General features: G+C 73.4%; 24 protein-coding genes. 22 read left to right on the top strand and 2 right to left on the bottom strand.

The genetic code is table 11. The features are described 5' to 3' along the window. Window positions 1-523: 523 nt before the first annotated feature. From rpsB to MA879_RS09840, 9 genes are all read left to right on the top strand, one after another. Complete coding sequence (gene rpsB, locus MA879_RS09880; RefSeq protein ID WP_248125804.1) at window positions 524-1441, top strand: 30S ribosomal protein S2; 918 nt, start codon at window positions 524-526, stop codon at window positions 1439-1441. Between the two features lie 93 nt (window positions 1442-1534). Beyond that, window positions 1535-2371: a translation elongation factor Ts gene (gene tsf / locus MA879_RS09875; RefSeq protein WP_248125801.1), complete on the top strand. Its 837-nt coding sequence runs from the start codon at window positions 1535-1537 to the stop codon at window positions 2369-2371. A gap of 180 nt (window positions 2372-2551) precedes the next feature. Next, the gene (pyrH, locus tag MA879_RS09870; protein WP_248125798.1) at window positions 2552-3304 is read left to right on the top strand and encodes a UMP kinase; all 753 of its coding nucleotides are present in this window, start codon (window positions 2552-2554) and stop codon (window positions 3302-3304) included. Window positions 3305-3384: 80 nt separating this feature from the next. Beyond that, on the top strand, window positions 3385-3942 hold the full coding sequence (gene frr / locus MA879_RS09865; RefSeq protein WP_248125796.1) for a ribosome recycling factor: 558 nt from the start codon (window positions 3385-3387) through the stop codon (window positions 3940-3942). A gap of 25 nt (window positions 3943-3967) precedes the next feature. After that, window positions 3968-4801 (top strand): phosphatidate cytidylyltransferase, encoded by an 834-nt coding sequence (locus MA879_RS09860; RefSeq protein ID WP_248125794.1) that lies wholly within the window; start codon window positions 3968-3970, stop codon window positions 4799-4801. A gap of 50 nt (window positions 4802-4851) precedes the next feature. Then, window positions 4852-5406, top strand: a complete 555-nt coding sequence (locus MA879_RS09855) for a DivIVA domain-containing protein (RefSeq protein WP_248125792.1) — start codon at window positions 4852-4854, stop codon at window positions 5404-5406. A 158-nt stretch (window positions 5407-5564) separates the two neighbouring features. Further along, the gene (locus MA879_RS09850) at window positions 5565-6692 is read left to right on the top strand and encodes a thiamine pyrophosphate-dependent dehydrogenase E1 component subunit alpha (protein WP_248125791.1); all 1128 of its coding nucleotides are present in this window, start codon (window positions 5565-5567) and stop codon (window positions 6690-6692) included. 8 nt (window positions 6693-6700) lie between these two features. Beyond that, a complete protein-coding gene (locus tag MA879_RS09845) occupies window positions 6701-7756 on the top strand; it encodes an alpha-ketoacid dehydrogenase subunit beta (protein WP_248125789.1) in 1056 nt (351 codons plus the stop codon). Next, on the top strand, window positions 7756-9099 hold the full coding sequence (locus MA879_RS09840) for a dihydrolipoamide acetyltransferase family protein (protein ID WP_248125787.1): 1344 nt from the start codon (window positions 7756-7758) through the stop codon (window positions 9097-9099). The genes MA879_RS09845 and MA879_RS09840 overlap by 1 nt, the downstream gene beginning before the upstream one ends. Before the next feature lie 79 nt (window positions 9100-9178). Here the strand turns inward: MA879_RS09840 and MA879_RS09835 are convergent, their stop codons facing one another. Further along, window positions 9179-9649, bottom strand: coding sequence for a GNAT family N-acetyltransferase (locus MA879_RS09835; protein ID WP_248125785.1), 471 nt, complete (start codon window positions 9647-9649; stop codon window positions 9179-9181). Window positions 9650-9711: 62 nt separating this feature from the next. After that, a complete protein-coding gene (locus tag MA879_RS09830; protein ID WP_248125783.1) occupies window positions 9712-10371 on the bottom strand; it encodes a TetR/AcrR family transcriptional regulator in 660 nt (219 codons plus the stop codon). Between the two features lie 559 nt (window positions 10372-10930). Between MA879_RS09830 and MA879_RS09825 the strand changes: the two genes are divergently transcribed. From MA879_RS09825 to MA879_RS09765, 13 genes are all read left to right on the top strand, one after another. Continuing rightward, complete coding sequence (locus MA879_RS09825) at window positions 10931-11305, top strand: DUF485 domain-containing protein (protein ID WP_248125780.1); 375 nt, start codon at window positions 10931-10933, stop codon at window positions 11303-11305. Further along, on the top strand, window positions 11302-12915 hold the full coding sequence (locus MA879_RS09820; RefSeq protein WP_248125777.1) for a solute symporter family protein: 1614 nt from the start codon (window positions 11302-11304) through the stop codon (window positions 12913-12915). The genes MA879_RS09825 and MA879_RS09820 overlap by 4 nt, the downstream gene beginning before the upstream one ends. Window positions 12916-13067: 152 nt before the next feature. Then, window positions 13068-14327, top strand: a complete 1260-nt coding sequence (gene dxr, locus MA879_RS09815; RefSeq protein WP_248125774.1) for a 1-deoxy-D-xylulose-5-phosphate reductoisomerase — start codon at window positions 13068-13070, stop codon at window positions 14325-14327. Further along, complete coding sequence (locus MA879_RS09810) at window positions 14324-15694, top strand: M50 family metallopeptidase (RefSeq protein ID WP_248125771.1); 1371 nt, start codon at window positions 14324-14326, stop codon at window positions 15692-15694. The genes dxr and MA879_RS09810 overlap by 4 nt, the downstream gene beginning before the upstream one ends. Window positions 15695-15796: 102 nt before the next feature. Continuing rightward, on the top strand, window positions 15797-16795 hold the full coding sequence (locus tag MA879_RS09805) for a hypothetical protein (protein ID WP_248125769.1): 999 nt from the start codon (window positions 15797-15799) through the stop codon (window positions 16793-16795). A gap of 126 nt (window positions 16796-16921) precedes the next feature. After that, complete coding sequence (gene ispG / locus MA879_RS09800; protein ID WP_248125890.1) at window positions 16922-18073, top strand: flavodoxin-dependent (E)-4-hydroxy-3-methylbut-2-enyl-diphosphate synthase; 1152 nt, start codon at window positions 16922-16924, stop codon at window positions 18071-18073. Beyond that, window positions 18030-18977, top strand: a complete 948-nt coding sequence (locus tag MA879_RS09795; protein ID WP_248125766.1) for a GNAT family N-acetyltransferase — start codon at window positions 18030-18032, stop codon at window positions 18975-18977. Before ispG ends, MA879_RS09795 begins: the two co-directional genes overlap by 44 nt. Before the next feature lie 79 nt (window positions 18978-19056). After that, entirely contained in the window at window positions 19057-20883 is a 1827-nt protein-coding gene (locus MA879_RS09790) for a proline--tRNA ligase (RefSeq protein WP_248125762.1), read from the top strand. Between the two features lie 18 nt (window positions 20884-20901). Then, complete coding sequence (locus tag MA879_RS09785; protein ID WP_248125759.1) at window positions 20902-21699, top strand: sulfite exporter TauE/SafE family protein; 798 nt, start codon at window positions 20902-20904, stop codon at window positions 21697-21699. 80 nt (window positions 21700-21779) lie between these two features. Further along, a complete protein-coding gene (locus MA879_RS09780; protein ID WP_248125756.1) occupies window positions 21780-22364 on the top strand; it encodes a ribosome maturation factor RimP in 585 nt (194 codons plus the stop codon). 1 nt (window position 22365) lies between these two features. Continuing rightward, entirely contained in the window at window positions 22366-23373 is a 1008-nt protein-coding gene (nusA, locus tag MA879_RS09775) for a transcription termination factor NusA (protein ID WP_248125753.1), read from the top strand. Between the two features lie 74 nt (window positions 23374-23447). After that, a complete protein-coding gene (locus MA879_RS09770; RefSeq protein WP_248125750.1) occupies window positions 23448-23792 on the top strand; it encodes a YlxR family protein in 345 nt (114 codons plus the stop codon). Between the two features lie 185 nt (window positions 23793-23977). After that, a partial coding sequence (locus MA879_RS09765; protein ID WP_248125747.1) for a translation initiation factor IF-2 N-terminal domain-containing protein occupies window positions 23978-24412 on the top strand: 435 nt, incomplete at its 3' end.

Genomic DNA, 24412 nt, shown 5'->3' with positions numbered 1-24412 from the left:
TGAGCGCGAGCGGTGGCCCCCATCCGGACCTGAGGGGGCGCGTCCTGCGAGGCGCCGACGGGCCGGGCGGGTGCCAGGGGTGCGGAAGACGGTGGGGCATGGGCCCCACGGTGGGCCCCGGCGGCCCCGGCCCGCCATCCGCCCGCACGGGCCGGTGGAGGGCTGAGGGCCCCGCGCGGCCTGTGCAGGAGCAGTCGCGGGACCGACCCCCGCACCCGGCCGGGGGACGGGGGAGACGAGGGCCGGTGGGGTAGGATCACGGGAGCGGTGTCGTGCCACCGGCGTCCAGCCGTGCCATGACACCGACTCCGCGCACCACGGTGGTCCCGCCCGAGCGGGTCCAGCCCCCACGTCCGGTCCCCGTCCGCCCGCAAGGTCGGCCGGGGTGATCGTGGGGCCCGGCAGCCGCCGTCGTGATGCCAGGGGCCGCCATGGAGGCGGCCGCCAACCGTGAAACGCAACGACCGGCAGACCGCCCGCGCGCACCGCGCGGGGTCCCACGGCTGCCACAGAAGGGAACGCCATGTCCGTCGTGACCATGCGCAATCTGCTCGACTCCGGTGTCCACTTCGGCCACCAGACCCGCCGTTGGAACCCGAAGATGAAGCGCTTCATCCTCACCGAGCGCAACGGCATCTACATCATCGACCTGCAGCAGTCGCTGACCCACATCGACCGCGCCTACGAGTTCGTCAAGCAGACGGTCGCCCACGGCGGCACCATCCTGTTCGTCGGCACGAAGAAGCAGGCCCAGGAGGCCATCTCCGAGCAGGCCTCCCGCGTCGGCATGCCCTACGTGAACCACCGTTGGCTGGGCGGCATGCTCACCAACTTCCAGACCGTCTCCAAGCGCGTGCAGCGCATGAAGGAGCTCGAGGCGATCGACTTCGAGGACGTGGCGGGCTCGAACCACACCAAGAAGGAGCTCCTGCTCCTGAACCGTGAGCTGCAGAAGCTCCAGGGCAACCTGGGCGGCATCCGCGACATGTCCAAGACCCCCTCCGCCGTGTGGATCGTGGACACCAAGAAGGAGCACCTCGCCGTCGACGAGGCGCAGAAGCTGGGCATCCCCGTGGTGGCCATCCTCGACACCAACTGCGACCCGGACGAGGTCACCTACCCGATCCCGGGCAACGACGACGCGATCCGCTCCGTGGCCGTCCTCACCCGCATCGTGGCCGACGCCGTGGCCGAGGGCCTGATCGCCCGCCAGGGCGGCACGTCCGGCGACGCCTCCGCCGAGCCGATGGCCGAGTGGGAGCGCGAGCTCCTGCAGCAGCACGAGGCCGAGCAGGGCCAGAAGGCCGCGCAGCCGGAGGTGACCCCGGCCGAGGAGGCCGCGTCGCCGACCGCGGCCCCCATGGCCGCCGAGCCCGCCGAGGCCCCGGTCGCCGAGCAGGCCGAGGTCCCCGCCGACGAGGCCGCCCCCGCCTCCGAGTGAGCCCCCGGGAGGGGCGGCGTGCGCGCGACGCCCGCGCCGCCCCTCCCGCCCAGACCCCGCTAGACCACAGACATCGGGAAGGACCGAACGAGCATGGCGAACTACACCGCTGCTGACATCAAGGCCCTGCGCGAGCGCACCGGCGCCGGCATGATGGACGTCAAGAAGGCTCTCGACGAGGCCGACGGCAACGCCGAGAAGGCCATCGAGATCATCCGCGTGAAGGGCCTCAAGGGCGCCACCAAGCGCGAGGGCCGCTCCGCCGCCGAGGGCCTCGTCGCCGCGACCGTGGAGAACGGCGTCGGCGTGATGATCGAGCTCAACTGCGAGACCGACTTCGTGGCCAAGGCCGAGAAGTTCATCACCCTGGGCGACGTCGTCCTGAAGGCCGCCGTGGCCTCCGGGGCCGCCGACGTCGAGGCCCTGCTGGCCTCCGACCACGAGGGCCGCACCCTGGGCGAGTACGTCACCGAGGAGGGCGCGCTGCTGGGCGAGAAGGTCGCCGTGCGCCGCGTGGCCCGTGTGGAGGGCGCCACCGTGGACGCCTACCTGCACAAGACCTCCAAGGACCTGCCGGCGCAGGTGGGCGTGCTGCTCGCCGTCGACGCCGACTCCGCCGAGGCCAAGACCGCGGCGCACGACATTGCCGTGCACACCGCCGCGTACTCGCCGACCTACCTCTCCCGCGAGGACGTCCCGGCCGAGACCGTGGAGAACGAGCGTCGCATCGCCGACGAGACCGCGCGCGCCGAGGGCAAGCCGGAGCAGGCCCTGCCGAAGATCGTCGAGGGTCGCCTGACCGGCTTCTACAAGGAGATCGTCCTCGAGGACCAGCCGTTCGCGAAGGACCCGAAGACCACCGTGGGCAAGGTCGCCGCCGAGGCCGGCACCAAGGTCACCGGCTTCGCGCGCTTCCGCGTGGGCAACTGATCCCACCGCGGCCGCGGGGTCCCGCCCCGAGGCCGCACCCCGACGCCCCGTCCCCTCCCGTGCGGAGGGGGCGGGGCGTCGTCGTCCCGGCCGGGGGCGGCCGGTAGGATCGACGGCGACCCCCAGCGGCGCCGGCCTCCCGGTGCACGCCGTCCGCGAGCCCGAGGAGCGCCAGCACCCATGAGCATCACCCCGCACCCTGCGACCCCGTCCGTCGACTCCGAGGACACCGGCCGCCGGCGGGTCCTGCTGAAGCTCTCCGGCGAGGTGTTCGGCGGCGGCGCCGTGGGCGTGGACCCGCACACGGTCAGCGGCATCGCCGAGCAGATCGCCGCGGCCGCGGACCGCGTGGAGATCGCGATCGTGGTGGGCGGCGGCAACTTTTTCCGCGGCGCGGAGCTGTCCGAGAACGGCATGGACCGACGCCGCGCGGACTACATGGGCATGCTCGGCACCGTGATGAACTGCCTGGCCCTGCAGGACTTCCTGATCCAGGCCGGCGTGTCCACCCGCGTGCAGTCCGCCATCCACATGGAGCAGGTGGCCGAGTCCTACATCCCGCTGCGCGCCATCCGGCACATGCAGAAGGGCCGCGTCGTGGTCTTCGGCGCCGGCACTGGCCTGCCCTACTTCTCCACGGACACCGTGGCCGCTCAGCGTGCCCTCGAGGTGGGCGCGGACGAGGTGCTCATGGCCAAGTCGGGCGTGGACGGCGTCTACACCGCGGACCCCAAGAAGGACTCGGCTGCGGAGCGACTCGACCACCTCACGTATGACGACGCCCTGCGCCGTGACATCCGGGTGATGGACCTGACGGCCATGACCATGTGCAAGGACAACGGCCTGAGCATGCGCGTCTTCGGCATGGAGGGCCCCGGGAACGTCACCCGCGCCCTGCTGGGGGAGCCGATCGGCACGTCGGTCACCCCCTGAGCCCCGGGTGGCCTCGCCGCCCCGGACCCGACCGCCCGCGTAGGATGGGCGCAGACCTGAACCCCCACCGAGGAGAGATCGTGATCCAGGACACCCTGAAGTCCGCCCAGGAGCAGATGGACCGGACCATCGACGCCACCCGCGAGGACTTCGCGTCCGTGCGGACCGGTCGTGCGAACCCGGGCCTGTACTCGAAGGTGATGGTGGACTACTACGGAGCCATGACGCCCCTGCAGCAGCTGGCGTCCTTCACCACCACGGACGCCCGCACCCTGCTCATCACGCCCTTCGACGTGTCCGCCCTGCGGAACATCGAGAAGGCCCTGTCCGAGTCCGAGGTCGGCGCCAACCCGTCCAACGACGGCAAGGTCATCCGCGTGGTCATGCCTGAGCTCACCGAGGAGCGCCGCAAGGAGTACGTGAAGCTCGTCAAGAACAAGGCGGAGGAGCACAAGGTCTCCGTGCGCAACGCCCGCCGCAAGGCCAAGGAGGCCATCGACAGGGCCGTCAAGGACGGCGAGGTCGGCGAGGACGAGGGCACTCGTGGCGAGAAGGAGCTCGACGCCATGACCAAGAAGCACACCGACACGATCGAGGAGATGGCGAAGAAGAAGGAGACCGAGCTCCTCGAGGTGTGAGCCTCAGGACTCCTCCTGACGCCCCATGACGTCCACCGTGCAGACCCCCGCGCCCCCACGGGGCGGCCGTGACCTCAGGTCCGCCGTCCTCGTGGGGGTCGGTCTGCTGGTGACGGCCCTCATCGGCCTCGTGTGGCTGCCCTGGCTGCTCGTGCTGCTCGTGGTGGCCCTGCTGATCGGCGGGGTCAACGAGATCGCCGTGGCCGTCCGCCAGATCGGCATGGACGTGCCCCGCCCGCCGCTGTGGGTCGGCGCGGCCGCCATGCCCCTGGCCGCGTGGACGGGCGGCATCCCGGCCCTCTTCCTGGCGCTCATGGCCGCCATCCTGCTGATGTGCGCGTGGACGGCGGCCACGCGCCGGCGCCCCACCGGCCAGTTCATGCTCGCCGGTGTGTTCGTCCTGCTGTGGGTGCCCTTCCTGCTGTCCTTCGCGGTGGCCCTGCTGGACCAGCCGCGCGGGAACCTGATGGTCGCCTGCCTGCTGCTGATGGTCGTCTCCAACGACACCTTCGGCTACATCGTGGGCTACCGCTGGGGGCGCACCCCGATCGCCCCGCGCATCAGCCCCAAGAAGTCCTGGGAGGGGGCCCTGGGCTCCCTCGTCGGCTCGGTCGCCGTCGGCACCGTGCTGGTCCCCCTGCTGGTCGGCCAGCCCTGGTGGTCGGGCGCGCTGCTCGGGGCCGCCACGGTGGCCGCCGCCACCGCCGGCGACTTCTCGGAGTCCATGGTCAAGCGTGAGCTCGGCATCAAGGACATGTCCTCCGCCCTGCCCGGGCACGGCGGCATCATGGACCGACTGGACTCCCTGGTCTTCGCGGCGCCCGTGGTCTACACGGTCCTCGCGCTGCCCCTGCTCTGACCCCACCACCCCGTGCCCCGCACGGGACCCGATCCGCTCAGGAGACGCACATGACCACCTCCCACGACACCCCCGGCTTCGACCACGTCGAGTCGGACGAGATCGGCTACGAGCCCAGCCACGTGGACGCGTTCCTCGACCGCGCGCGCCGCGCCGAGCAGGGCGAGGGCACCCTCACGGCCGACGACGTCCGCCAGGCCCGGTTCGCCACCGTGAACGGCGGCTACGCCGCAGACCAGGTCGACGACGAGCTCGACCGCCTCGAAGAGGTCCTCACCTCGCGTGAGCGCGAGTCCGCCCAGGACGGCGACGGGTGGTCGGCCGCGCTCGCCGAGGACACCCGCGAACTCGTGACGCGGGCCGACCGCGCCCCGGCCGAGCGGTTCCGCAGGCCCTCCTTGAACGATGCGCAGGGCTACGACGTGGACCAGGTGGACGCTCTCCTGGACCGCCTGCGGGACACCCTCGACGGCGACGGCGACCTCACCGCGGACGACGTGCGCCGCGCGTCGTTCGGCTCGGCCGACGGGCGCGAGGGCTATGACGAGGCGCAGGTGGACGCCTACCTGGACGCCGCCGTCGACGTCCTGCTGCGCCGCGGCTGAGCCCCTGCCCGGCGCGTGCGGGGCGGGCGGACGGGGGACGGGCTCACAGCCGCCCGCCGCCTGTGATTAGAATCACAGTCGATGCGCCCGGCGCCACCCCGTCCGTGCGCGACCGCCCTGCCCCGCACCCCGGGGGCGACCACCGGAAGGACCGCCGCATGACCGACGTCGACCTGAGCACCGAGGCCGCCTCGCCGCCGACCTGCCCGCCGGACCAGCTCCAGGTGCTGGACGCCGCGGGCGTCCGCCGGCCGCAGCCCGAGCTCGACCCGTGGCTGGGCGACGTGGACGAGGCCATGCTGGCCCGCCTGCACCGGGACATGACGGTGATCCGCCGCCTGGACACCGAGGCCACACACCTGCAGCGCCAGGGCGAGCTGGCGCTGTGGCCGCCGCTGCTGGGCCAGGAGGCCTCCCAGGTCGGCTCGGCGCTGGCCCTGCGGGGGGCCGACGTCGTGTTCCCCTCCTACCGGGAGAACGGCGTCGCACTGCTGCGGGGCGTCGAGGCGCTGGACCTGCTGCGCGTGTGGCGCGGGTCGACGTTCTCCGGCTGGGACCCGGCCACGACCGGCGTGGCCACCCAACAGCTCATCATCGGCGCCCAGGCGCTGCACGCCGTGGGGTATGCCATGGGCGTGGTCCGTGACCGTTCGGACGCAGCCACGATCGTCTACTTCGGCGATGGCGCCACGAGCCAGGGCGACGTCAACGAGGCCATGATCTTCGCGGCCTCGTACCAGGCGCCGGTGGTCTTCCTCTGCCAGAACAACCACTGGGCCATCTCCGAGCCGGTGCGGCTGCAGAGCCGCCGGCACATCGCCGACCGCCCGTGGGGCTTCGGCATCCCGTCCCTGCGCGTGGACGGCAACGACGTGCTGGCCGTGCTCGCCGCCACGCGGCGTGCCGTCGAGCGTGCGGCCGCCGGCGGCGGGCCCACCTTCGTCGAGACGGTCACCTACCGCATGGGCCCGCACACCACGGCCGACGACCCCACCCGCTACCAGGCGCCCGAGGAGCTCGAGGCCTGGCGACGGCGCGACCCGATCGACCGGCTCGAGGCGCACCTGGAGTCCCTCGGTGCGGAGGTCGAGGCGGTGCGGGCGGAGTCGGCGACGGCGGCCGACGCCCTGGCGGCGGACGTGCGGGCGGCCCTGGCGCTGCTGACCGAGGCGGCGCCGGACTCGGTCTTCGAGCACGTGTACGCCGAGCCGCACCAGGAGCTCGAGCGCCAGCGGCGCGAGCTGGCCCTGCACCTGACCCAGTTCGAGGGCGGTGGTCAGGAGTGAGCGAGCGCATGGCCTTCGGCCGCGCGATCAACCGCGGCCTGCACCGCGCCCTGACGGACGACCCCAAGGTCCTGCTGATGGGCGAGGACATCGGCGCCCTGGGCGGCGTCTTCCGCATCACGGACGGGCTGCTGGAGGAGTTCGGCCCCGAGCGCGTGGTGGACACCCCGCTCGCGGAGTCCGGGATCGTGGGCACGGCCGTGGGCCTGGCCATGCGCGGCTACCGCCCCGTGGTGGAGATCCAGTTCGACGGCTTCGTCTACCCGGCCTTCGACCAGATCGTGGCGAACCTCGCCAAGCTGCGGGCCCGCACCCAGGGACGGGTGGCCATGCCGGTCACGATCCGCATCCCGTTCGGCGGCGGCATCGGCTCGCCGGAGCATCATTCGGAGTCACCGGAGGCCTACTTCCTGCACACACCGGGCCTGCGCGTGGTGTCCCCGTCCTCGCCGCAGGACGGCCACGACATGATCCGCGCCGCCATCGCCTCGGACGACCCGGTCGTCTACCTCGAGCCCAAGCGGTGCTACCACGACAAGGGCGAGGTGGACCTCGACGCCGTGCCCGGCCCGCTGACCACCGGCACGGTCCTGCGTCCCGGCCGGGACGTCACGGTCGTCGCCTACGGGCCGATGGTCCGCACGGCCCTCCAGGCGGCGGAGGTGGCGGCCGAGGAGGGCGTGGAGGTCGAGCTGATCGACCTGCGCAGCCTCTCCCCGCTGGACACCGGCCTGGTCGAGTGCTCGGTCCGCCGCACGGGCCGCCTGGTGGTGACCCACGAGGCCTCCCGCACCGGCGGTCTCGGCGCGGAGCTCGTGGCCACGGTGGCCGAGCGGGCCTTCCACTGGCTCGAGGCCCCGCCCGTCCGGGTGACCGGACTGGACATCCCGTATCCGCCCGCCAAGCTCGAGCACGTCCACCTGCCGGACCTGGACCGCGTGCTGGACGGCATCGACCGCGTGATGGGCCGGCCGAACGCGCTCGACTCCGTGGACGCCTTCGCGGCGCCGCAGACCGCCGAGCAGTTCCTCGCCGAGCACGCCGCAGGGAAGGAGGCCCGCTGATGGCCGTGAAGGTCTTCCGACTGCCGGACCTGGGCGAGGGCCTCACCGAGTCGGAGGTGGTCGCCTGGCGCGTGAGCACGGGGGACGCCGTCGCGGTGAACCAGATCCTCGCGGAGGTGGAGACGGCGAAGGCCGTCGTCGAGGTGTCCAGCCCTGTCGAGGGCACGGTCGCCGAGCTGCACGCGGAGGAGGGCACCACGCTCGACGTCGGCGCGCCCCTGGTGACCTTCGAGGTCGCCGCCGCCGAGGGGGAGGACGAGGCCGCCGACCGCGTGCCCACCCTCGTGGGCTACGGGGCCGCGCCGGACTCCGGCGCGCCCGCCCGGCGCCGGCGTGTCGGGCGCGGGGCCGCGCCCACCACGGGAGAGGACGCGACGGCCCCGCCCGCCCCGGACGGTCCCGTCGGCGAGCGGCCGCGCTCCACCCCGCCGGTCCGTCTGCTGGCACGCCGGCTCGGCGTGGACCTCGAGACGGTCACCGGCTCCGGGGCCCACGGTGTCATCGTGCGCGAGGACGTCGAGCGCGCCGCTCAGGGCGGAGCCGCGGCGTCGACCACCCCGCACGGCGGGACCTCTCCGGGCACCACCCCCGCTGCCGCCGAGGCCGCGGCAGGCGTGGGTGGGCGCACGCTCGGCGGGCGACCGCGCGTCGAGGTGGAGCCGGTCCGCGGGGTGCGGAAGGCCACCGCCGCGGCGATGGTGCAGTCCGCGTTCACGGCGCCACACGTCACCGAGTTCCTCACGGTGGACGTCACGGAGTCCCTCGAGCTGATCGAGGACCTGAAGCGGGACCGGGCGTTCCGCGACCTGAAGCTGACCCCCATGACGCTGGCGGCCCGGGCGTGCGTGCTGGCGATGGAGCGCACCCCCGAGGTCAACGCCCGCTGGGACGAGGCCGCCGGCAGCATCCAGCGGCAGAACTTCGTGAACCTGGGGTTCGCCGCGGCCACGCCGCGCGGTCTCATGGTCCCCCACGTCAAGGAGGCGCAGGGCATGGACCTGCGCGCCCTGGCGCAGGAGATCGCCGTGCTGACCGGGCGCGCCCGTGAGGGAGCGCTGACCCCGGCCGAGCTCACCGGCGGCACGTTCACGCTGACCAACGTGGGCGTGTTCGGCGTGGACACGGGCACCCCGATCATCAACCCGGGGGAGGCGGCCATCCTCTGCCTCGGCGCTGTGCGTCGTCAGCCGTGGGAGCATCGCGGGGAGATCGCCCTGCGGGACATGGTGACGCTGTCCCTGTCCTTCGACCACCGCCTCGTGGACGGCGAGCAGGGGTCCCGCTTCCTCGCGGACGTCGGCGCGCTGCTGCGCCGGCCGGGCATGACGCTCGCCCTGGTCTGACCGGCGCCCGCGCCCCAGGACGACGGCGACCCCTCACCCGGTCAGGGTGAGGGGCCGCCGGCGTCGTCCGGGGGAGGGGTCAGTCCCCGGCGAGCTCGAGGACGTGCTCGACGACGACCGCCGCGCGGGCGTTGGAGAACACCTTCTCCTCGCCGACCTTCTCGAACCCGCGGCGCGTGAGGACCTTGACGGACCCGGCGTTGTCCTCGGGGACGTGCGCGCGGATCGGTCGCCGGGGGTGGGAGGCCAGGAACTCGTCCACAGCGGCGGTGGTGAGGCCGCGACCCCAGAACTCGCGGGCGGTCCAGAAGGAGAGCTCGTCCACCCCGTCCACCCGCGAGCACACGAGCGCACCGGCCGCCCGGCCCTCGTGCTCGATGGTCTGCACAGTGGTGTCCGGGTCGCTCAGCAGGTGCGCCCAGTGGTAGTCGAACACGCCGCGGTCGGCGGGGCTGCGGGGCGCGAACGCGGACATGAGGTTGGCGCGCTCGTCCTGCTGGTGCAGGAAGAACTCGTCCAGGTCTGCGCTGCGGACGTCGCGGAGGGGCACGTCGATGGACCTCTCGTCGGTGGGCGGGCGCGCTCCCGTGGGGAGGCGTCCGGATGTGTCGGTCAGGCTACCACCGGGGCAGCAGGCCGCAGCGGGGCGGAAGCCGCCGCCCACGCCATGGAGGTCAGGGCCTGACGTCGGGCGCTGCGGTCCGACGGGGTGCGGCGGACCGAGTGCGGGGTGGAGTTGAGCATGCCGAGCACGGCCTGCGCGCGGAACACGGCCGTGGCGTGGTCCTCGCCCGGGTGCAGGTGCCGCAGGTGGGCCGCCCACAGCTCGATGTACCGGCGCTGCACCCGCGCGATGGCGGTGCGATCGGCGGCGGGCAGGGAGGACATGTCCCGGTCCTGGACGCGGATGACGTCCCGGTTGTCCACGGCGAAGTCCGCGTGGAACGCGATCAGGGCGCGCAGGGACTCCGCCCCCGGGGCGAGGTCCCGGACGGCGTCGTGCCCGCCCTCGAGCAGGCCGGAGCTGGCGGTCTCCAGGATCTCCGCGAGCACGGCGGCCTTGCCGGCGAAGTGGCGGTACACCGCCGGGCCGCTCACCCCGGCGGCGGCCCCGATGTCCTCGAGTCGGGCGGCGTCGAACCCCTCGGCGGCGAACAGTCGGGCGGCGGCCGTCAGGAGGTCCGCGCGGCGGCGGGCCTTGGCCCGTTCGCGGGAGGTGCGGGAGGGGGCCGTGGCGTCCAGTGCGGCGGGGGTGTCGGGGGCCTCGGGCATGGGGTCACTGTAGTGAGCGGTCACCGACCGTCCCCGCCGATGGACACCTGTGACCCGGGACACGACTCCGGCACCAGGGGATTGCAGTGGATGACGATGCACCGAGGCGGAGGTCCACGTGACCGTCGCAGCACAGGCCACCGTCGCCACGGCGGCCGAGGACGCTGCAGCCCTGGGCTGCGCCGCGACCGCACGCCTGCATCCACGCCAGATCCCCGCGGTCCGTACTGCATACACGCCGGCGCCGAGGGCGGTGAACCCGGCGTGTCGGGCGCTGGCGTCCGCCCGGGGTCGCCGCGGGCCCTCGCGCTGGTCGGGGTGCCGGTCGAGGAGGTCGTCGCGGACCCGGCCCGCACGGTCCTGGCGCGGGCCGAGAGGGGCGGGGCGTCGTCGGGGGATGCTCCGGAGCTGCGCAGGAGCGCGAGGCGCGTCACACAGGTGTCATCCCGGGCTCTGTATACAGCTCCGCTTGACCTGGGCCCCGCGAGGCCGCAGAGTGTGATCACCGACACTGTGATCCAGATCACGGTGTTCTCGCACCCATCCCTCGGAGGCACCCATGTCATCCATCGAACACGCTCCGCCGTCGCCGACGGCCGAGCAGTTCCGCGCCGCCCAGCGCTCGGAGGAGTTCGTCGAGCTCCGCCGCACCCACCGCTCCTTCGCCTTCCCCATGACCGTGGCGTTCTTCGTCTGGTACCTCTTGTTCGTGATCATGGGCGCGTTCTTCCCCCAGGTCATGGCGATCCGCCTGTGGGACAACATCACCCTGGGCCTCGTGCTCGGGCTGCTGCAGTTCGTCACCACGTTCGCCATCACGTTCGCCTACGTCCGCTTCTCCAACCGCGTCCTGGACCCCCGCGCCACCGCCCTGCGCGAGCGCCTCGAGCGTGAGGCCGTCACCGGCCCCGAGACCCCGGAGGCCGCCCGATGAACGCCCCCCTGCTCCAGGCCGCGGCCACCGTGGGCAACCCCCTGGTCAACATCGGCATCTTCGCCGCCTTCGTGGTGGTCACCCTCGTGATCGTGATCCGCGCGTCGAAGACCAGCAGCTCCTCGGCGGACTACTACGCCGGCGGCCGCGGCTTCTCCGGCACCCAGAACGGCACGGCCATCGCGGGCGACTACCTCTCCGCCGCGTCCTTCCTCGGCATCGTCGGCGCGATCGCCCTCTACGGCTACGACGGCTTCCTCTACTCGATCGGCTTCCTCGTGGCGTGGCTCGTGGCTCTGCTGCTCGTGGCCGAGCTGCTGCGCAACACCGGCCGCTTCACCATGGCCGACGTGCTCTCGTTCCGCCTGCGCCAGAAGCCGGTCCGCATCGCGGCCGCCTTCGGCACCATGGCGGTCTGCCTCTTCTACCTGCTGGCCCAGATGGCCGGGGCCGGCGGCCTCGTGGCCCTGCTGCTGAACATCACGGACCGCACGGGCCAGGCGCTCGTGATCATCGTCGTCGGCGTGCTCATGATCGTGTACGTGCTGATCGGCGGCATGAAGGGCACCACCTACGTCCAGATCATCAAGGCGATCCTGCTGATCGCCGGCGCCGGCATCATGACCGTGTGGTCCCTGGCCCTGTTCGGATTCGACTTCAACGGCATGCTGGGCGCCGCCGTGGACCTGCACCCCAAGGGTGAGGCGATCCTCGAGCCCGGTCTGCAGTACGGCAAGGACTTCACCACGCGCCTGGACTTCGTGTCGCTCGGCTTGGCCCTGGTGCTCGGCACCGCCGGCCTGCCGCACGTGCTGATGCGCTTCTACACCGTCCCCACGGCCAAGGAGGCCCGCACGTCCGTGGTGTGGGCGATCGTGCTCATCGGCGCGTTCTACCTGTTCACCCTCGTGCTCGGCACCGGCGCCGGAGCCCTCATCGGTCCGGAGCGCATCCTGGCGGCTCCGGGCGGCGTCAACTCGGCGGCCCCGCTGCTGGCGTTCGAGCTCGGCGGCTCCATCCTGCTGGGCCTGATCTCCGCGGTGGCCTTCGCCACGATCCTCGCGGTGGTCGCGGGCCTGGCCATCACGGCGGCGGCGTCCTTCGCCCACGACGTGTACGGCTCCGTGATCGCGAAGAAGCCGCTCACCCCCCAGGAGGAGGTGCGGATCGGCAAGATCACCGTGGTGGTCATCGGCGTCCTGGCGATCGTCGGCGGCATCGCCGCGCAGGGCCAGAACGTCGCGTTCCTCGTGGCGCTGGCGTTCGCGGTGGCGGCCTCGGCCAACCTGCCGACCATCCTGTACTCGCTGTTCTGGAGGGGCTTCACCACGCGCGGCGCGGTGTGGTCCATGTACGGCGGCCTGATCTCCGCGATCGTCCTGATCATCTTCTCCCCGGTGATGTCCGGGGCGGAGACCTCCATGATCCCGGGCGCCGACTTCGCGCTCTTCCCGCTGAAGAACCCGGGCATCGTGTCCATCCCGCTGGCCTTCCTCCTCGGCTGGCTGGGCTCCGTGACCTCCAGGGAGGCCGAGGACCCGGACAAGCAGGCCGAGATGGAGGTGCGCTCGCTCACCGGCGTCGGCGCCGAGAAGCCGGTCCAGCACTGATCCCGGTGCGTCCGCCCGCGGACGCCCCACGACGACGGGCCCGCCCGCCCCGCCCTCACCGGCGGGCCCGGCGGGCCCTCGCCGTCGCCGGCGCCTGGTCAGGACCGGACCCGGCCCGGCCCGCGTCCAGGCGGCGCTGGCATGATGGCCCGGTGACCCACGGATCCCTCACGGACTTCACGCACCCCCGCCACGCCGACGCAGGCACGGCCTCCGAGCCCCGCCGCGTCGCCCTGATCGGCTCGACCGGCTCGATCGGCACCCAGGGCCTGGACGTCATCGCCCGGTCCCCGGAGCGGTTCCGGGCTGTGGCCCTGGCCGGCGGGGCCAACACCGCCCTCCTCGCGGAGCAGGCGGTGCGGTTCGCCGTCGAGGCGGTCGGTGCGGCCTCCGGCACGCCGGAGCAGCTGCGCGCCGCCCTGGCCGACGCCGCCGCGCGCCTGGACCTGCCGGACCCCCGCCCGCACGTGGTCACGGGCCCCGCGGCGGCCACGGAGATCGCCGCGTGGTCCGGCGCGGACACGGTGCTCAACGGCATCACCGGCTCGATCGGCCTGCGCCCCACCCTCGCGGCGCTCGCGGCCGGGCACCGGCTGGCGCTGGCCAACAAGGAGTCGCTCATCGTGGGCGGGGCCCTCGTGAAGGCCGCAGCCGCCCCGGGCCAGCTGGTCCCCGTGGACTCGGAGCACTCCGCGCTCGCCCAGGCCCTGCGCGGCGGCACCGCGGAGGAGGTCCGCCGGCTGGTCCTCACCGCCTCGGGCGGGCCGTTCCGGGGGTGGTCCGCCGAGCGGCTGCGGGACGTCACCCCCGCCCAGGCGCTCGCCCACCCCACGTGGGACATGGGTCGCGTGGTCACCACCAACTCCGCCTCGCTCGTGAACAAGGCCCTCGAGGTGGTCGAGGCGCACCTGCTCTTCGACGTCCCGCTCGAGCGGATCGACGTGGTGGTCCACCCGCAGTCCGTCGTCCACTCCCTGGTGGAGTTCACGGACGGCTCCACCCTGGCGCAGGCGTCCCCGCCGGACATGCGCCTGCCGATCGCCCTCGGCATCGGCTGGCCCGAGCGTGTGCCAGGCGCCGCCCCCGGCTGCGACTGGACGCAGGCGGCCACGTGGACCTTCGAGCCCCTCGACGGGGAGGCGTTCCCCGCCGTCGCGCTGGCCAAGGAGGCCGCCGGCGCCTCGGCCACGCACATGGCCGTGTTCAACGCCGCCAACGAGGTGGCCGTGGACGCGTTCCACGACGGCGTGATCCGCTTCGACCGGATCCTCGAGACCGTGCGCGTCGTCCTGGGGGAGTACCGGTCCGAGGACGTCCTGGCCGCGGCCGGCCAGGACCCGGACGCGCTCACGGTGGAAGCCGTGCTGGCCGCCGAGGCCTGGGCGCGCCGCGCCGCGCGGGAGTGCTGGTGAGCCCCGTGGACGCCCTCTGGTTCCTGGCCGGCGTGCTCGTCGTCGCCCTCGGCCTGGCCCTGTCCATCGCCCTGCACGAGGTGGGGCACCTGGTGCCCGCCAAGGCGTTCGGGGTGCGTGTGACGCAGTACATGGTGGGCTTCGGCCCCACGGTGGCCTCGTGGCGGCGCGGGGAGACCGAGTACGGGATCAAGGCCGTGCCCCTGGGCGGCTACGTCGCCATGGTGGGCATGCTCCCGCCCCCGAGGAACGGAACGGTGGCCCGCACCGGGTCCACCGGCATGCTCGCCCGGGCCGGTCGCATGGCGGACGACGCCCGGGCCCAGGCGGCCGCCGAGCTGACGGCCGCCGACGAGGGCCGGCAGTTCATCCAGCTGCCGGTGTGGAAGCGGGTGGTCATCATGCTGGGCGGCCCCTTCATGAACCTGCTGATCGCACTCGCGCTCACCGGCGTCCTGGTCAGCACGTTCGGCGTCTCCCAGCCCTCCACCACGGCGGCCGAGGTGTACCGGTGCGTGGTCCCCGCCGCGGACCGGCAGGCCCGGCAGGCGGCCGGGGAGGACCCGGAGGCCTGCCGGGAGGGCGACCCGGTGGCGCCCGCCTACGCGGCGGGCCTGCGTCCGGGGGACACCGTGGTGTCCTTCGCCGGGCAGGAGGTGCGCACGTGGGACCAGCTCTCCGCCGCGATCCGCGAGCGGGCCGGTCAGCCCACCCCCATCGCGTGGGAACGGGGCGGGCAGCGGATCGAGTCGACCCTCACCCCGCGTCTGACGGAGCGGCCCGTGACAGACGCCCTCGGCATGCCCGAGCACGCCGCCGACGGCGGGGTCCGCACGGAGCCGGTCGGGTTCATCGGGCTCGGCTCGCAGCAGGAGACGGTGCGACTGCCGGCGTGGGAGGCCGTCCCCACCGTGGGGCGGCAGATCGCCGCCGTGGCGGACGTGGTCCTGGTGCTGCCGCAGCGGCTGTGGGACACCGCCGTCGCCGTGGTCACCCCCGCCGAGCGGGATCCGAACGGGCCGATGTCCGTGGTGGGCGTCGGCCGGATCGCCGGGGAGGCCGCGGCGCTGGACTCCGTGGCGCTCGCGGACAAGGCGGCGCTGATGCTCTCCCTGGTGGCCGGGGTCAACGTGGCGCTCATGGTCTTCAACCTGATCCCGCTGCTCCCGCTGGACGGCGGCCACGTGGCCGGCGCGCTGTGGGAGGGCCTGCGGCGCGGCTGGGCCCGTCTGCGGGGCCGGCCGGACCCGGGGCCGTTCGACCTGGCCGTGATGATGCCGCTGACCTACGTCGTCGGCGCGGCGATGCTGGCCATGGGTGTCCTGCTGATCGTGGCGGACGTGGTGGAGCCGGTGCGCATGTTCTGACCCGGGATCCGCGCGGCCCCAAGCCGCGCCTGGCCTGGGGCTCTCCGTGATGTGACCGTGACTTGGGCGTCATAGATTTGCTCCATACCATCAACGTCTTTCTTGCCTACACCGGGCCCTGCCCTCTCCCGCCGATCGGCCCTGCTGGGTCTGGGTGGACTGACCGCCGCGCTCGTGGGCTGCGGCGCCCAGGAGGAGTCCGCGGTGAAGGCGGGCCCGTCGGACGGCTCCGCTCCCTCCACGTCGGTGGGCTCCACCACGTCCACCTCCCCGCTGGCGACGGCCACGGCGACCCCCACCCCCGCGCAGGCCGAGCTGCCGGGCGGTGGCCGCCAGGTGTTCCCCGCACGGCGACTGGTGGCCCTCTACGGCACTCCCGGGGTGCCCCAGCTGGGCGTTCTCGGCGAGCAGGACCTGCAGGCGAGCATCGAGCGGGTCAAGGACCTCGCGGCCTCCTACCAGCCCTTCTCCGAGGAGCCGGTGCAGCCGGCGTTCGAGATGATCACCACCATGGCCACCGCCGACCCCGGCCCGCAGGGGGCGTACTCGCGGCCGGTGGACAGGGAGCGGCTGGAGGAGTGGGTCACCGGGGCGGGCGAGGCCGGCGTCCACGTGGTGCTGGACCTGCAGACCGGGTTCGAGGACTTCCTCACCCAGGCCAAGCGCATCGAGGACCTGCTCGTCCAGCCCCATGTGGGCCTCGCCCTGGACCCGGAGTGGCGGCTGCGTACGGGCCAGAAGCACATGCGGGACATCGGCCAGGTCACCGGCGCCGAGGTCAACGCCACGAGCGCGTGGCTGGCGGACCTCGTGGCCCGCGAGTCGCTTCCGGAGAAGGTGTTCATGCTCCACCGGTTCCGGCTGACCATGATCGAGCAGCGCGAGCAGATCGTGGACCGCGAGGGGCTCGCGTTCGTCCTGCACGCGGACGGCCACGGCCATCCCGAGCTGAAGTTCAACACCTGGGAGTGGCTCATCAAGGAGCTGCCGGAGCACTTCTTCATGGGCTGGAAGAACTTCATCGACGAGGACACCCCCACGTTCACCCCCCAGGAGACCTTCGAGGTCGAGCCCAAGCCCTGGTTCGTGTCCTACCAGTGAGACCGACGCCGGGGGCCCGCCTGTGGGGGTGTGGCCCCCGGCGCCTAGACTGGGCGGGACGTCCGGCGGCCGTGCCGGAAGCCTCGACCCCCTCGTGAGGAGCGCCCCGTGCCTGTGAGCCTTGGAATGCCGTCCGCCCCGCCGCCCGTGCTGGCCCCCCGTCGGCCCACCCGGCAGATCCAGGTGGGGCGCGTGGGCGTGGGCTCGCAGCACCAGGTCTCGGTGCAGTCCATGACCACCACCAAGACGCACGACATCGGCGCCACGCTCCAGCAGATCGCCGAGCTCACCGCGGCCGGCTGCGACATCGTGCGCGTGGCCTGCCCCACGGACAAGGACGCCGACGCCCTCAAGGTCATCGCGCGGCAGTCCACCATCCCGGTGATCGCGGACATCCACTTCCAGCCGAAGTACGTGTTCGCCGCGATCGAGGCCGGCTGCGGCGCCGTGCGCGTGAACCCGGGCAACATCAAGAAGTTCGACGACAAGGTCAAGGAGATCGCCCAGGCGGCCACCGAGCACGGCACGTCGCTGCGCATCGGGGTCAACGCCGGGTCCCTGGACCCGCGCCTGCTGCAGAAGCACGGCAAGGCCACGCCGGAGGCCCTCGTGGAGTCGGCCGTGTGGGAGGCGTCGCTGTTCGAGGAGCACGGCTTCAAGGACTTCAAGATCTCGGTGAAGCACAACGACCCGGTGATCATGGCCCGCGCCTACGAGCTGCTGGCGGAGCAGGGCGACTGGCCGCTGCATCTCGGCGTGACCGAGGCCGGTCCCGCGTTCCAGGGCACCATCAAGTCCGCCACCGCGTTCGGCTACCTGCTCGGCAAGGGCATCGGGGACACCATCCGCGTGTCCCTCTCCGCCCCGCCGGTCGAGGAGATCAAGGTCGGCCTGCAGATCCTGCAGTCGCTGAACCTGCGGGAGCGCAAGCTGGAGATCGTGTCCTGCCCCTCGTGCGGCCGCGCTCAGGTGGACGTCTACACCCTGGCCGAGGAGGTCACCGAGGGACTCAAGGACGTCACCGTCCCGTTGCGCGTGGCCGTCATGGGCTGCGTCGTGAACGGCCCGGGCGAAGCCCGCGAGGCGGATCTCGGCGTCGCCTCCGGCAACGGCAAGGGGCAGATCTTCGTCAAGGGCGAGGTCATCCGCACCGTCCCCGAGGACCAGATCGTGGACACCCTCGTCGAGGAGGCCCGCCGCATCGCGGCCGAGATGGGCCACCAGGAGGACGGCGGTGAGGCGCCTGCCGCCGGTGCCCCGACGGTCTCCGTCCACTGACCGGGACGTCCGCGCCGCCTCCGATGGCCGGGTCCGTCTGCTGACGGATGCGGACACCGCGGCGCTCGTCGCCCTCGTGGCGCGGGACCCGGTGGTGAACGTCTACGTCGAATCCCTCCTCGAGGCCGGCCGCCTGGCCGGGCCCCGCGGCGGCGCGGACGGCACTCTGTTCCTCGGCGCGGAGGACCCGGCCCAACCCGGTGAGCTCCGCTCCGCCGTCTGGGTGGGCTCCACCGTGGTCCCCGTGGCCGGGCACGACGACGACGTCCCGGCCCTCGCGGCCGCCGTCGCCTCCCTGCGCCGCCGGTTCGCCTCCGTGTACGGTCCGGCGTCGGCGGTCCTGCCGATCGGTGCGGCGCTGCGCGCCGCCGGCCACCGCCCGCGCACCGTCCGTGGGGACCAGCCCCTGCTCGTGCTGGGGGAGCGGCGCGCGACGTCCCCCGGCGAGGCGGTCTCGTGCGTCGGCGTGCTCCCCGCGACGCCGGAGGACCTGGACGCGGTGCTGCCGGCCAGTGCCGCGATGTTCGAGGAGGAGCTCGGCTTCTCCCCGTTCCTCACGGGCGCGGCCCAGTACCGTGACCGGGTGCGGCGCCTGGTGGTCGACGGGCGGGTGATGCACGCCCCGGGCCTGCCCGTGGACGGGGACCCCACCTCGGGGGTGCTGTTCAAGGCGGACATCGGCCTGCTCTCCTCCCGCTGCGCCCAGATCCAGGGCGTCTGGCTCCACCCGGGGCACCGCGGCCGCGGCCTCGCGGTGCCCGCCATGGCCGAGGCCGTCCGACTGATCGAGCGCCGCGCCCCCCGCGTGAGCCTCTACGTCAACGCGTTCAACACCCCGGCGCTGCGCACGTACGCGCGGGTGGGGTTCGAACAGCGGGGCACGTTCGCCACCGTCCTGTACTGACGGCCGATAGGATCGGGCCACCACGGCGCGGCCGCACGTCCGCCGCGCACCCCACCCGGCGCCCGAAGGAGGCCCACCCATGCCCCTGCGCATGTCCACCCTGTTCCTGCGGACCCTGCGGGACGACCCGGCCGACGCCGAGGTGGCCAGCCACCGGCTGCTGGTGCGCGCGGGCTACATCCGCCGCGCGGCTCCCGGCATCTACACCTGGCTGCCGCTGGGGCTGAAGGTGCTGGCGAGGGTGGAGGCCGTCATCCGCGAGGAGATGGACGCGATCGGCGGCCAGGAGGTCCACTTCCCGGCGCTGCTGCCCCGTGAGCCCTACGAGGCCACCGGCCGCTGGGACGAGTACGGCGACGGCCTGTTCCGCCTGAAGGACCGCAAGGAGAACGACTACCTGCTGGCGCCCACGCACGAGGAGATGTTCACCCTCCTGGTGAAGGACCTCTACTCGTCCTACAAGGACCTGCCGGCGTACCTGTACCAGATCCAGACGAAGTACCGCGACGAGGCCCGGCCGCGCGCGGGGCTGCTGCGCGGCCGCGAGTTCGTCATGAAGGACTCCTACTCCTTCACCGTGGACGACGCCGGCCTGGAGGAGGCGTACGACGCGCACCGCGCGGCCTACCTGCGCATCTTCGAGCGCCTCGGCCTCGAGGTCGTGCCGGTGAAGGCCACCTCGGGCGCCATGGGCGGCTCCCGCTCGGAGGAGTTCCTGCATCCCACCGAGGTCGGGGAGGACACCTTCGTGGAGTCCGACGGCGGCTACCGGGCCAACGTGGAGGCCGTCACCACCGTGGCCCCCGCGCCCCTGACCGAGGAGCAGATGGCGGGCCTGCCGGCCGCCGAGGTGAAGGACACCCCGGACTCCACCACCATCGCCGCGCTCGTGGACGTGGCGAATTCCCTGCAGCCCCGCGGGGACCGCGCGTGGGGGGCCGCGGACACGCTCAAGTGCGTCGTCCTGACGGCGGTCGTGGACGGCGGCGAGCGCCGCCAGTTCGTCGTCGCCGTGCCCGGTGATCGCGAGGTGGACCTCAAGCGCCTCGAGGCGTCGGTGGGCCCGGCCCTCGGCGTCGTCGGCGAGCCCACGCTCGAGGCCGCCACGGCGGAGGACCTGGAGCAGCACCCGACCCTCGTCAAGGGCTACATCGGCCCCTCCTCGGCCGGTGCGGTGGAGGGGGTGCCCGTCCTGGGCGCCGAGGGCTCCACGTCCGGCCTGCCGTTCTTCGTGGACCCGCGCGTCGCCCCCGGCACCGTGTGGATCACGGGCGCGAACGCCGCCCAGCAGCACGTGTTCGGCCTCGTCGCCGGCCGTGACTTCCACTGGGACGGCGTCCTGGAGGCCACCGCGGTACGCGAGGGCGACCCCGCACCGGACGGCTCGGGCCCGCTGCACGCGCGCCGCGGCATGGAGATGGGCCACATCTTTCAGCTGGGCCGCAAGTACGCCGAGGCGCTGGACCTGACGGTCCTGGACGAGAACGGCAAGCAGGTCGTGGTGTCCATGGGCTCCTACGGCGTCGGCGTGACCCGCGCCGTCGCCGCGATCGCCGAGCGCTACCACGATGAGAAGGGCCTGGTCTGGCCCCGCGCGGTCGCCCCCGCGGACGTGCACGTGGTCGTCGCCACCAAGGGGGAGGACGGCGTGGCGGCCGCGCTCGCGCTGGCCGCCGAGCTGGAGGCCGAGGGCCTGACGGTGCTCGTGGACGACCGCCCCAAGGTCAGCCCCGGCGTGAAGTTCAAGGACAACGAGCTGATCGGCGTGCCCACGGCGGTGGTGGTCGGCCGGGGCCTGGCCGACGGCGAGCTCGAGCTCAAGGACCGGGCCACGGGCGACTCCCGGCCGATCCGCGTGGACTCCGCCGCGGCCGAGGTGCTGGCCGTCGTGCGCCCGCAGGGCTGACCCGGACGCCCGCCGGCCATGGACCTGTTCGGACCCGTCGAGCTCACCCTCGGCCTCGTGTTGCTGGTGCTGGCCGCGGGGTTCGCGGCCGGCTGGATCGACGCCGTGGTCGGCGGCGGCGGGCTGCTGCAGCTGCCGGTGCTGCTCCTGGTGCCGGGGCTGAGTCCGGTCCAGGCGCTGGCCACCAACAAGATGGGCTCGGTCTTCGGGACGGCGGTGTCCGCCGCCACGTACACGCGCCGGGTGCGCCCGGACCTGCGCACGGCGCTGCCCATGGCCGGCATCGCCCTGGTGTGCAGCCTGGGCGGCGCCGTGGTGGCCACGGTGCTGCCCGCCGCGGTGATCCGGCCCGTGATCCTGGTCGCGCTCGTGGCGGTGTTCGCGGTGACGGCGCTGCGTCCGCAGATGGGCCTGACCCAGGGCCTGCGGCACACCGGTGCCGCCCATGCCGTGCGGGCCCTGGCGGTGGGCGGCGTCGTCGGCTTCTACGACGGCGTGCTCGGCCCCGGCACGGGCACGTTCCTCATCCTGGGCCTGGTGGGGGTGCTGGGCTACGACTTCCTGCAGGCCTCTGCGAAGGCCAAGATCGTGAACCTCGCCACCAACCTCGGGGCGCTGGCCTTCTTCCTCCCCGCCGGCCACGCGGTGCTCGGGCTGGGGCTCCTGCTCGGCCTGGCGAACCTCACCGGCGGCTACGTCGGCGCCCGCATGGCGATCGCCCGCGGCACCGGCTTCATCCGCGTCGTGTTCCTGACGGTGGTCGCCGCGCTGATCCTGCGCCTGGGGTGGGACGTTCTGGTCCCGCTGGCGGCCTGACGCGCCCGCGGCGGCCCGCGTACAGTGGCCGTGCCGCGGACCGCGGCGCCCCGACCCGCCCGACCCCGCCTGGAGGACCCATGGACCGCACCCCGGAGACCGCCCCCGCCGCCCCCACCGAACTGGAGGCCCTGATCGCGGACGCGCTCGCACACCGGGACGTCGTGGTGGAGTCCGTGCGGGTGGCGGGTGCCGCGGCCACGCCCACCGTGGAGGTCCTCGTGGACCGCGCCGAGGGCACGGACGGGCTCAGCCTGGACGAGGTCGCCGAGCTCTCCGGCCTGGTCTCCGCCGCCCTCGACGCCCAGGGAGCGGACGTGCCCGGCGTCGGGACGGGGGAGTACCTGCTCGAGGTCGGCACGGTCGGCGTCGACCGACCGCTGACGGAGCCGCGCCACTGGTCCCGGGCCGTGGGCCGCCTCGTGGAGGTGAGCATCGACCGCGCGCTGCCCGTCACCGCGCGCGTGCTCGCCGTAGAGCCGGTGGGCGTCGAGCTGCAGACCGTCCGGGCCGGCGCCAAGAAGGGGATGCGTCCCACGGTGCTGCCCGCCGAGCACGTGCCCTTCGACCGGCTCGGCCCCGGACGCGTCCAGGTAGAGTGGTCCACCGCCCAGGACGCCGACGGCCCCGGGGCATCGGACACGGCAAAGCACACGGAGGCCTGAGTTGGACATCGACATGAGCGCGCTGCGCATGCTGGTCGCGGAGCGGGACATCCCCCTGGACCAGCTCGTGCCGGCCATCGAGCAGGCCCTGCTGATGGCCTACCAGCGCACCCCCGGCGCCATCCGCGGCTCCCGCGTGGAGCTGGACCGCACCACCGGCCATGTGACGGTGTGGGCGCCCGAGGTGGACGACGACGGCACGCGGGTGGGCGAGTTCGACGACACCCCCAACGGCTTCGGCCGGATCGCCGCCTCCACCGCACGGCAGGTGATCTTCCAGCGCCTGCGGGACGCGGACGACGCGAAGGTCCTGGGGGAGTTCAAGGACCGCGAGGGCGAGCTCGTCTCCGGCGTCATCCAGCAGGGCACCCACCGGCACATGGTCCAGGTGGACCTCGGTTCCCTCGAGGCCGTGTTGCCTCCGCCGGAGCAGGTCCCGGGTGAGGAGTACCGTCACGGCCGCCGGCTGCGCGCCGTGATCATCTCGGCCACGCGCGGCCCCAAGGGCCCCTCCGTCACGCTCTCCCGTTCGCACCCGGACCTCGTGCGCCGCCTGTTCGCCCTCGAGGTCCCCGAGATCTCCGAGGGCGTGGTGGAGATCACCGCCCTGGCCCGCGAGGCCGGACATCGCACCAAGATGGCCGTCCGGGCCACCCGCGCCGGCGTGAACCCCAAGGGCGCCGCGATCGGTGAGATGGGCACCCGCGTGCGGGCCGTGATGGCCGAGCTCGGCGGGGAGAAGATCGACATCGTCGAGCACTCGGACGACCCCGCCGAGATGATCGCCCACGCCCTGTCCCCGGCCCAGACCGTCGCGGTGGAGATCCTGGACGAGGCGCAGCACTCCGCGCGCGTGACCGTGCCCCAGCACCAGCTCTCCCTGGCCATCGGCAAGGAAGGGCAGAACGCCCGCCTGGCCGCCCGCCTGACCGGGTGGCGCATCGACATCGTCGGCGACGCCCCGCAGGAGGGCGAGGCCCCCGCCGAGGCCGCGCCCGGGCAGTCCTGAGCCCTGCGGAGCGGCGGACGCGCTAGGATGGCTGAGGTCCATCCTCGTTCCGGCGCCCGCAGGAGGCTGAACGCATGACGTCCAGGACGGTCGTGCGCACCTGCGTCGGGTGTCGCGCCGAGGTGGACCGGACAGAGCTGGTGCGCGTGGCACTGGACCCGTCGACGGAACCCCCATCCGTCGTGTGGGACCGGAGCCGACGCCGTCCCGGACGAGGTGCCTGGGTGCACCCCGGACCGGAGTGCCTGCAGCTTGCCCTGCGTCGTCGTGCGTTCCACCGGGCCTTCCGTGGCCCCGTGGATCCCGGCGGACTCATGGCGGAGCCGCGGGCCACCCCCGGTGCCCCGCAGGGGCCGGGTGGGACGGAGCACGCCGCACCGGCTGACAGACCGACAGATGAAGGCGGGTCAGAGATCTGATGCGTACCCGATGAGCACTGAAGCATGAGTGCCCAGCGATGAACTTCACCCCCTGCTATCAGGCAGGCCGTGACGCGCGCGCCACGACGGCGGGCGCGACGGCCTGGACAGACGTCAACGGTCTCGCGACGCGCTGACCGGCGCCCCACGGCTCCGGCGGCCCGCGAGGCCAGAACAGGAGAACCGTGGCAAAGGTCCGCGTCCATGAGCTCGCCAAGGAGCTCGGCATCACCTCGAAGGAGGCCTTGAGCACCCTCAAGGACATGGGGGAGTTCGTCTCCTCCGCCTCCTCCACCATCGAGCCCCCCGTGGTGAAGAAGCTGCGCGGCGCCTACGCCGGCGCCGCCAAGGGCTCTCCGACCTCCGGTGGCCCGGCCCAGGGCAAGCCGGCGTCCGGGGCCCCCGCCCCGAAGACCGGCCAGGGCCCCAAACCCGGCCAGAAGGCCACTCCCACCCCCGGCACGGCACCCAAGCCGGGTCAGAAGCCGGCCCCCGCCCCGGCCGCCCCCGAGGCTCCCGCCCCGGCGGCTCGGGCACAGCCGAGGGCCCAGGCCCCGGCGCAGCCGAGGGCCCAGGCCCCGGCGCAGCCGAGGGCCCAGGCCCCGCGCCCCGGCGGCCCG

This window comes from Micrococcus lacusdianchii, from assembly GCF_023155805.1.
GTDB lineage: Bacteria > Actinomycetota > Actinomycetes > Actinomycetales > Micrococcaceae > Micrococcus > Micrococcus lacusdianchii.
The sequence above is the reverse complement of the archived record's forward strand: the minus strand, read 5'-3'. Positions and strand labels throughout refer to the sequence as shown.

What these genes read in the sequence shown, in the direction of transcription:
- rpsB (WP_248125804.1), top strand. Translation starts at nt 524, where the DNA reads ATGTCCGTCGTGACCATGCGCAATCTGCTCGACTCCGGTGTCCACTTC.
- tsf (WP_248125801.1), top strand. Translation starts at nt 1,535, where the DNA reads ATGGCGAACTACACCGCTGCTGACATCAAGGCCCTGCGCGAGCGCACC.
- pyrH (WP_248125798.1), top strand. Translation starts at nt 2,552, where the DNA reads ATGAGCATCACCCCGCACCCTGCGACCCCGTCCGTCGACTCCGAGGAC.
- MA879_RS09860 (WP_248125794.1), top strand. Translation starts at nt 3,968, where the DNA reads ATGACGTCCACCGTGCAGACCCCCGCGCCCCCACGGGGCGGCCGTGAC.
- MA879_RS09855 (WP_248125792.1), top strand. Translation starts at nt 4,852, where the DNA reads ATGACCACCTCCCACGACACCCCCGGCTTCGACCACGTCGAGTCGGAC.
- MA879_RS09850 (WP_248125791.1), top strand. Translation starts at nt 5,565, where the DNA reads ATGACCGACGTCGACCTGAGCACCGAGGCCGCCTCGCCGCCGACCTGC.
- MA879_RS09845 (WP_248125789.1), top strand. Translation starts at nt 6,701, where the DNA reads ATGGCCTTCGGCCGCGCGATCAACCGCGGCCTGCACCGCGCCCTGACG.
- MA879_RS09840 (WP_248125787.1), top strand. Translation starts at nt 7,756, where the DNA reads ATGGCCGTGAAGGTCTTCCGACTGCCGGACCTGGGCGAGGGCCTCACC.
- MA879_RS09830 (WP_248125783.1), bottom strand. Translation starts at nt 10,371, where the DNA reads ATGCCCGAGGCCCCCGACACCCCCGCCGCACTGGACGCCACGGCCCCC.
- MA879_RS09825 (WP_248125780.1), top strand. Translation starts at nt 10,931, where the DNA reads ATGTCATCCATCGAACACGCTCCGCCGTCGCCGACGGCCGAGCAGTTC.
- MA879_RS09820 (WP_248125777.1), top strand. Translation starts at nt 11,302, where the DNA reads ATGAACGCCCCCCTGCTCCAGGCCGCGGCCACCGTGGGCAACCCCCTG.
- ispG (WP_248125890.1), top strand. Translation starts at nt 16,922, where the DNA reads ATGCCGTCCGCCCCGCCGCCCGTGCTGGCCCCCCGTCGGCCCACCCGG.
- MA879_RS09790 (WP_248125762.1), top strand. Translation starts at nt 19,057, where the DNA reads ATGCCCCTGCGCATGTCCACCCTGTTCCTGCGGACCCTGCGGGACGAC.
- MA879_RS09785 (WP_248125759.1), top strand. Translation starts at nt 20,902, where the DNA reads ATGGACCTGTTCGGACCCGTCGAGCTCACCCTCGGCCTCGTGTTGCTG.
- MA879_RS09780 (WP_248125756.1), top strand. Translation starts at nt 21,780, where the DNA reads ATGGACCGCACCCCGGAGACCGCCCCCGCCGCCCCCACCGAACTGGAG.
- MA879_RS09770 (WP_248125750.1), top strand. Translation starts at nt 23,448, where the DNA reads ATGACGTCCAGGACGGTCGTGCGCACCTGCGTCGGGTGTCGCGCCGAG.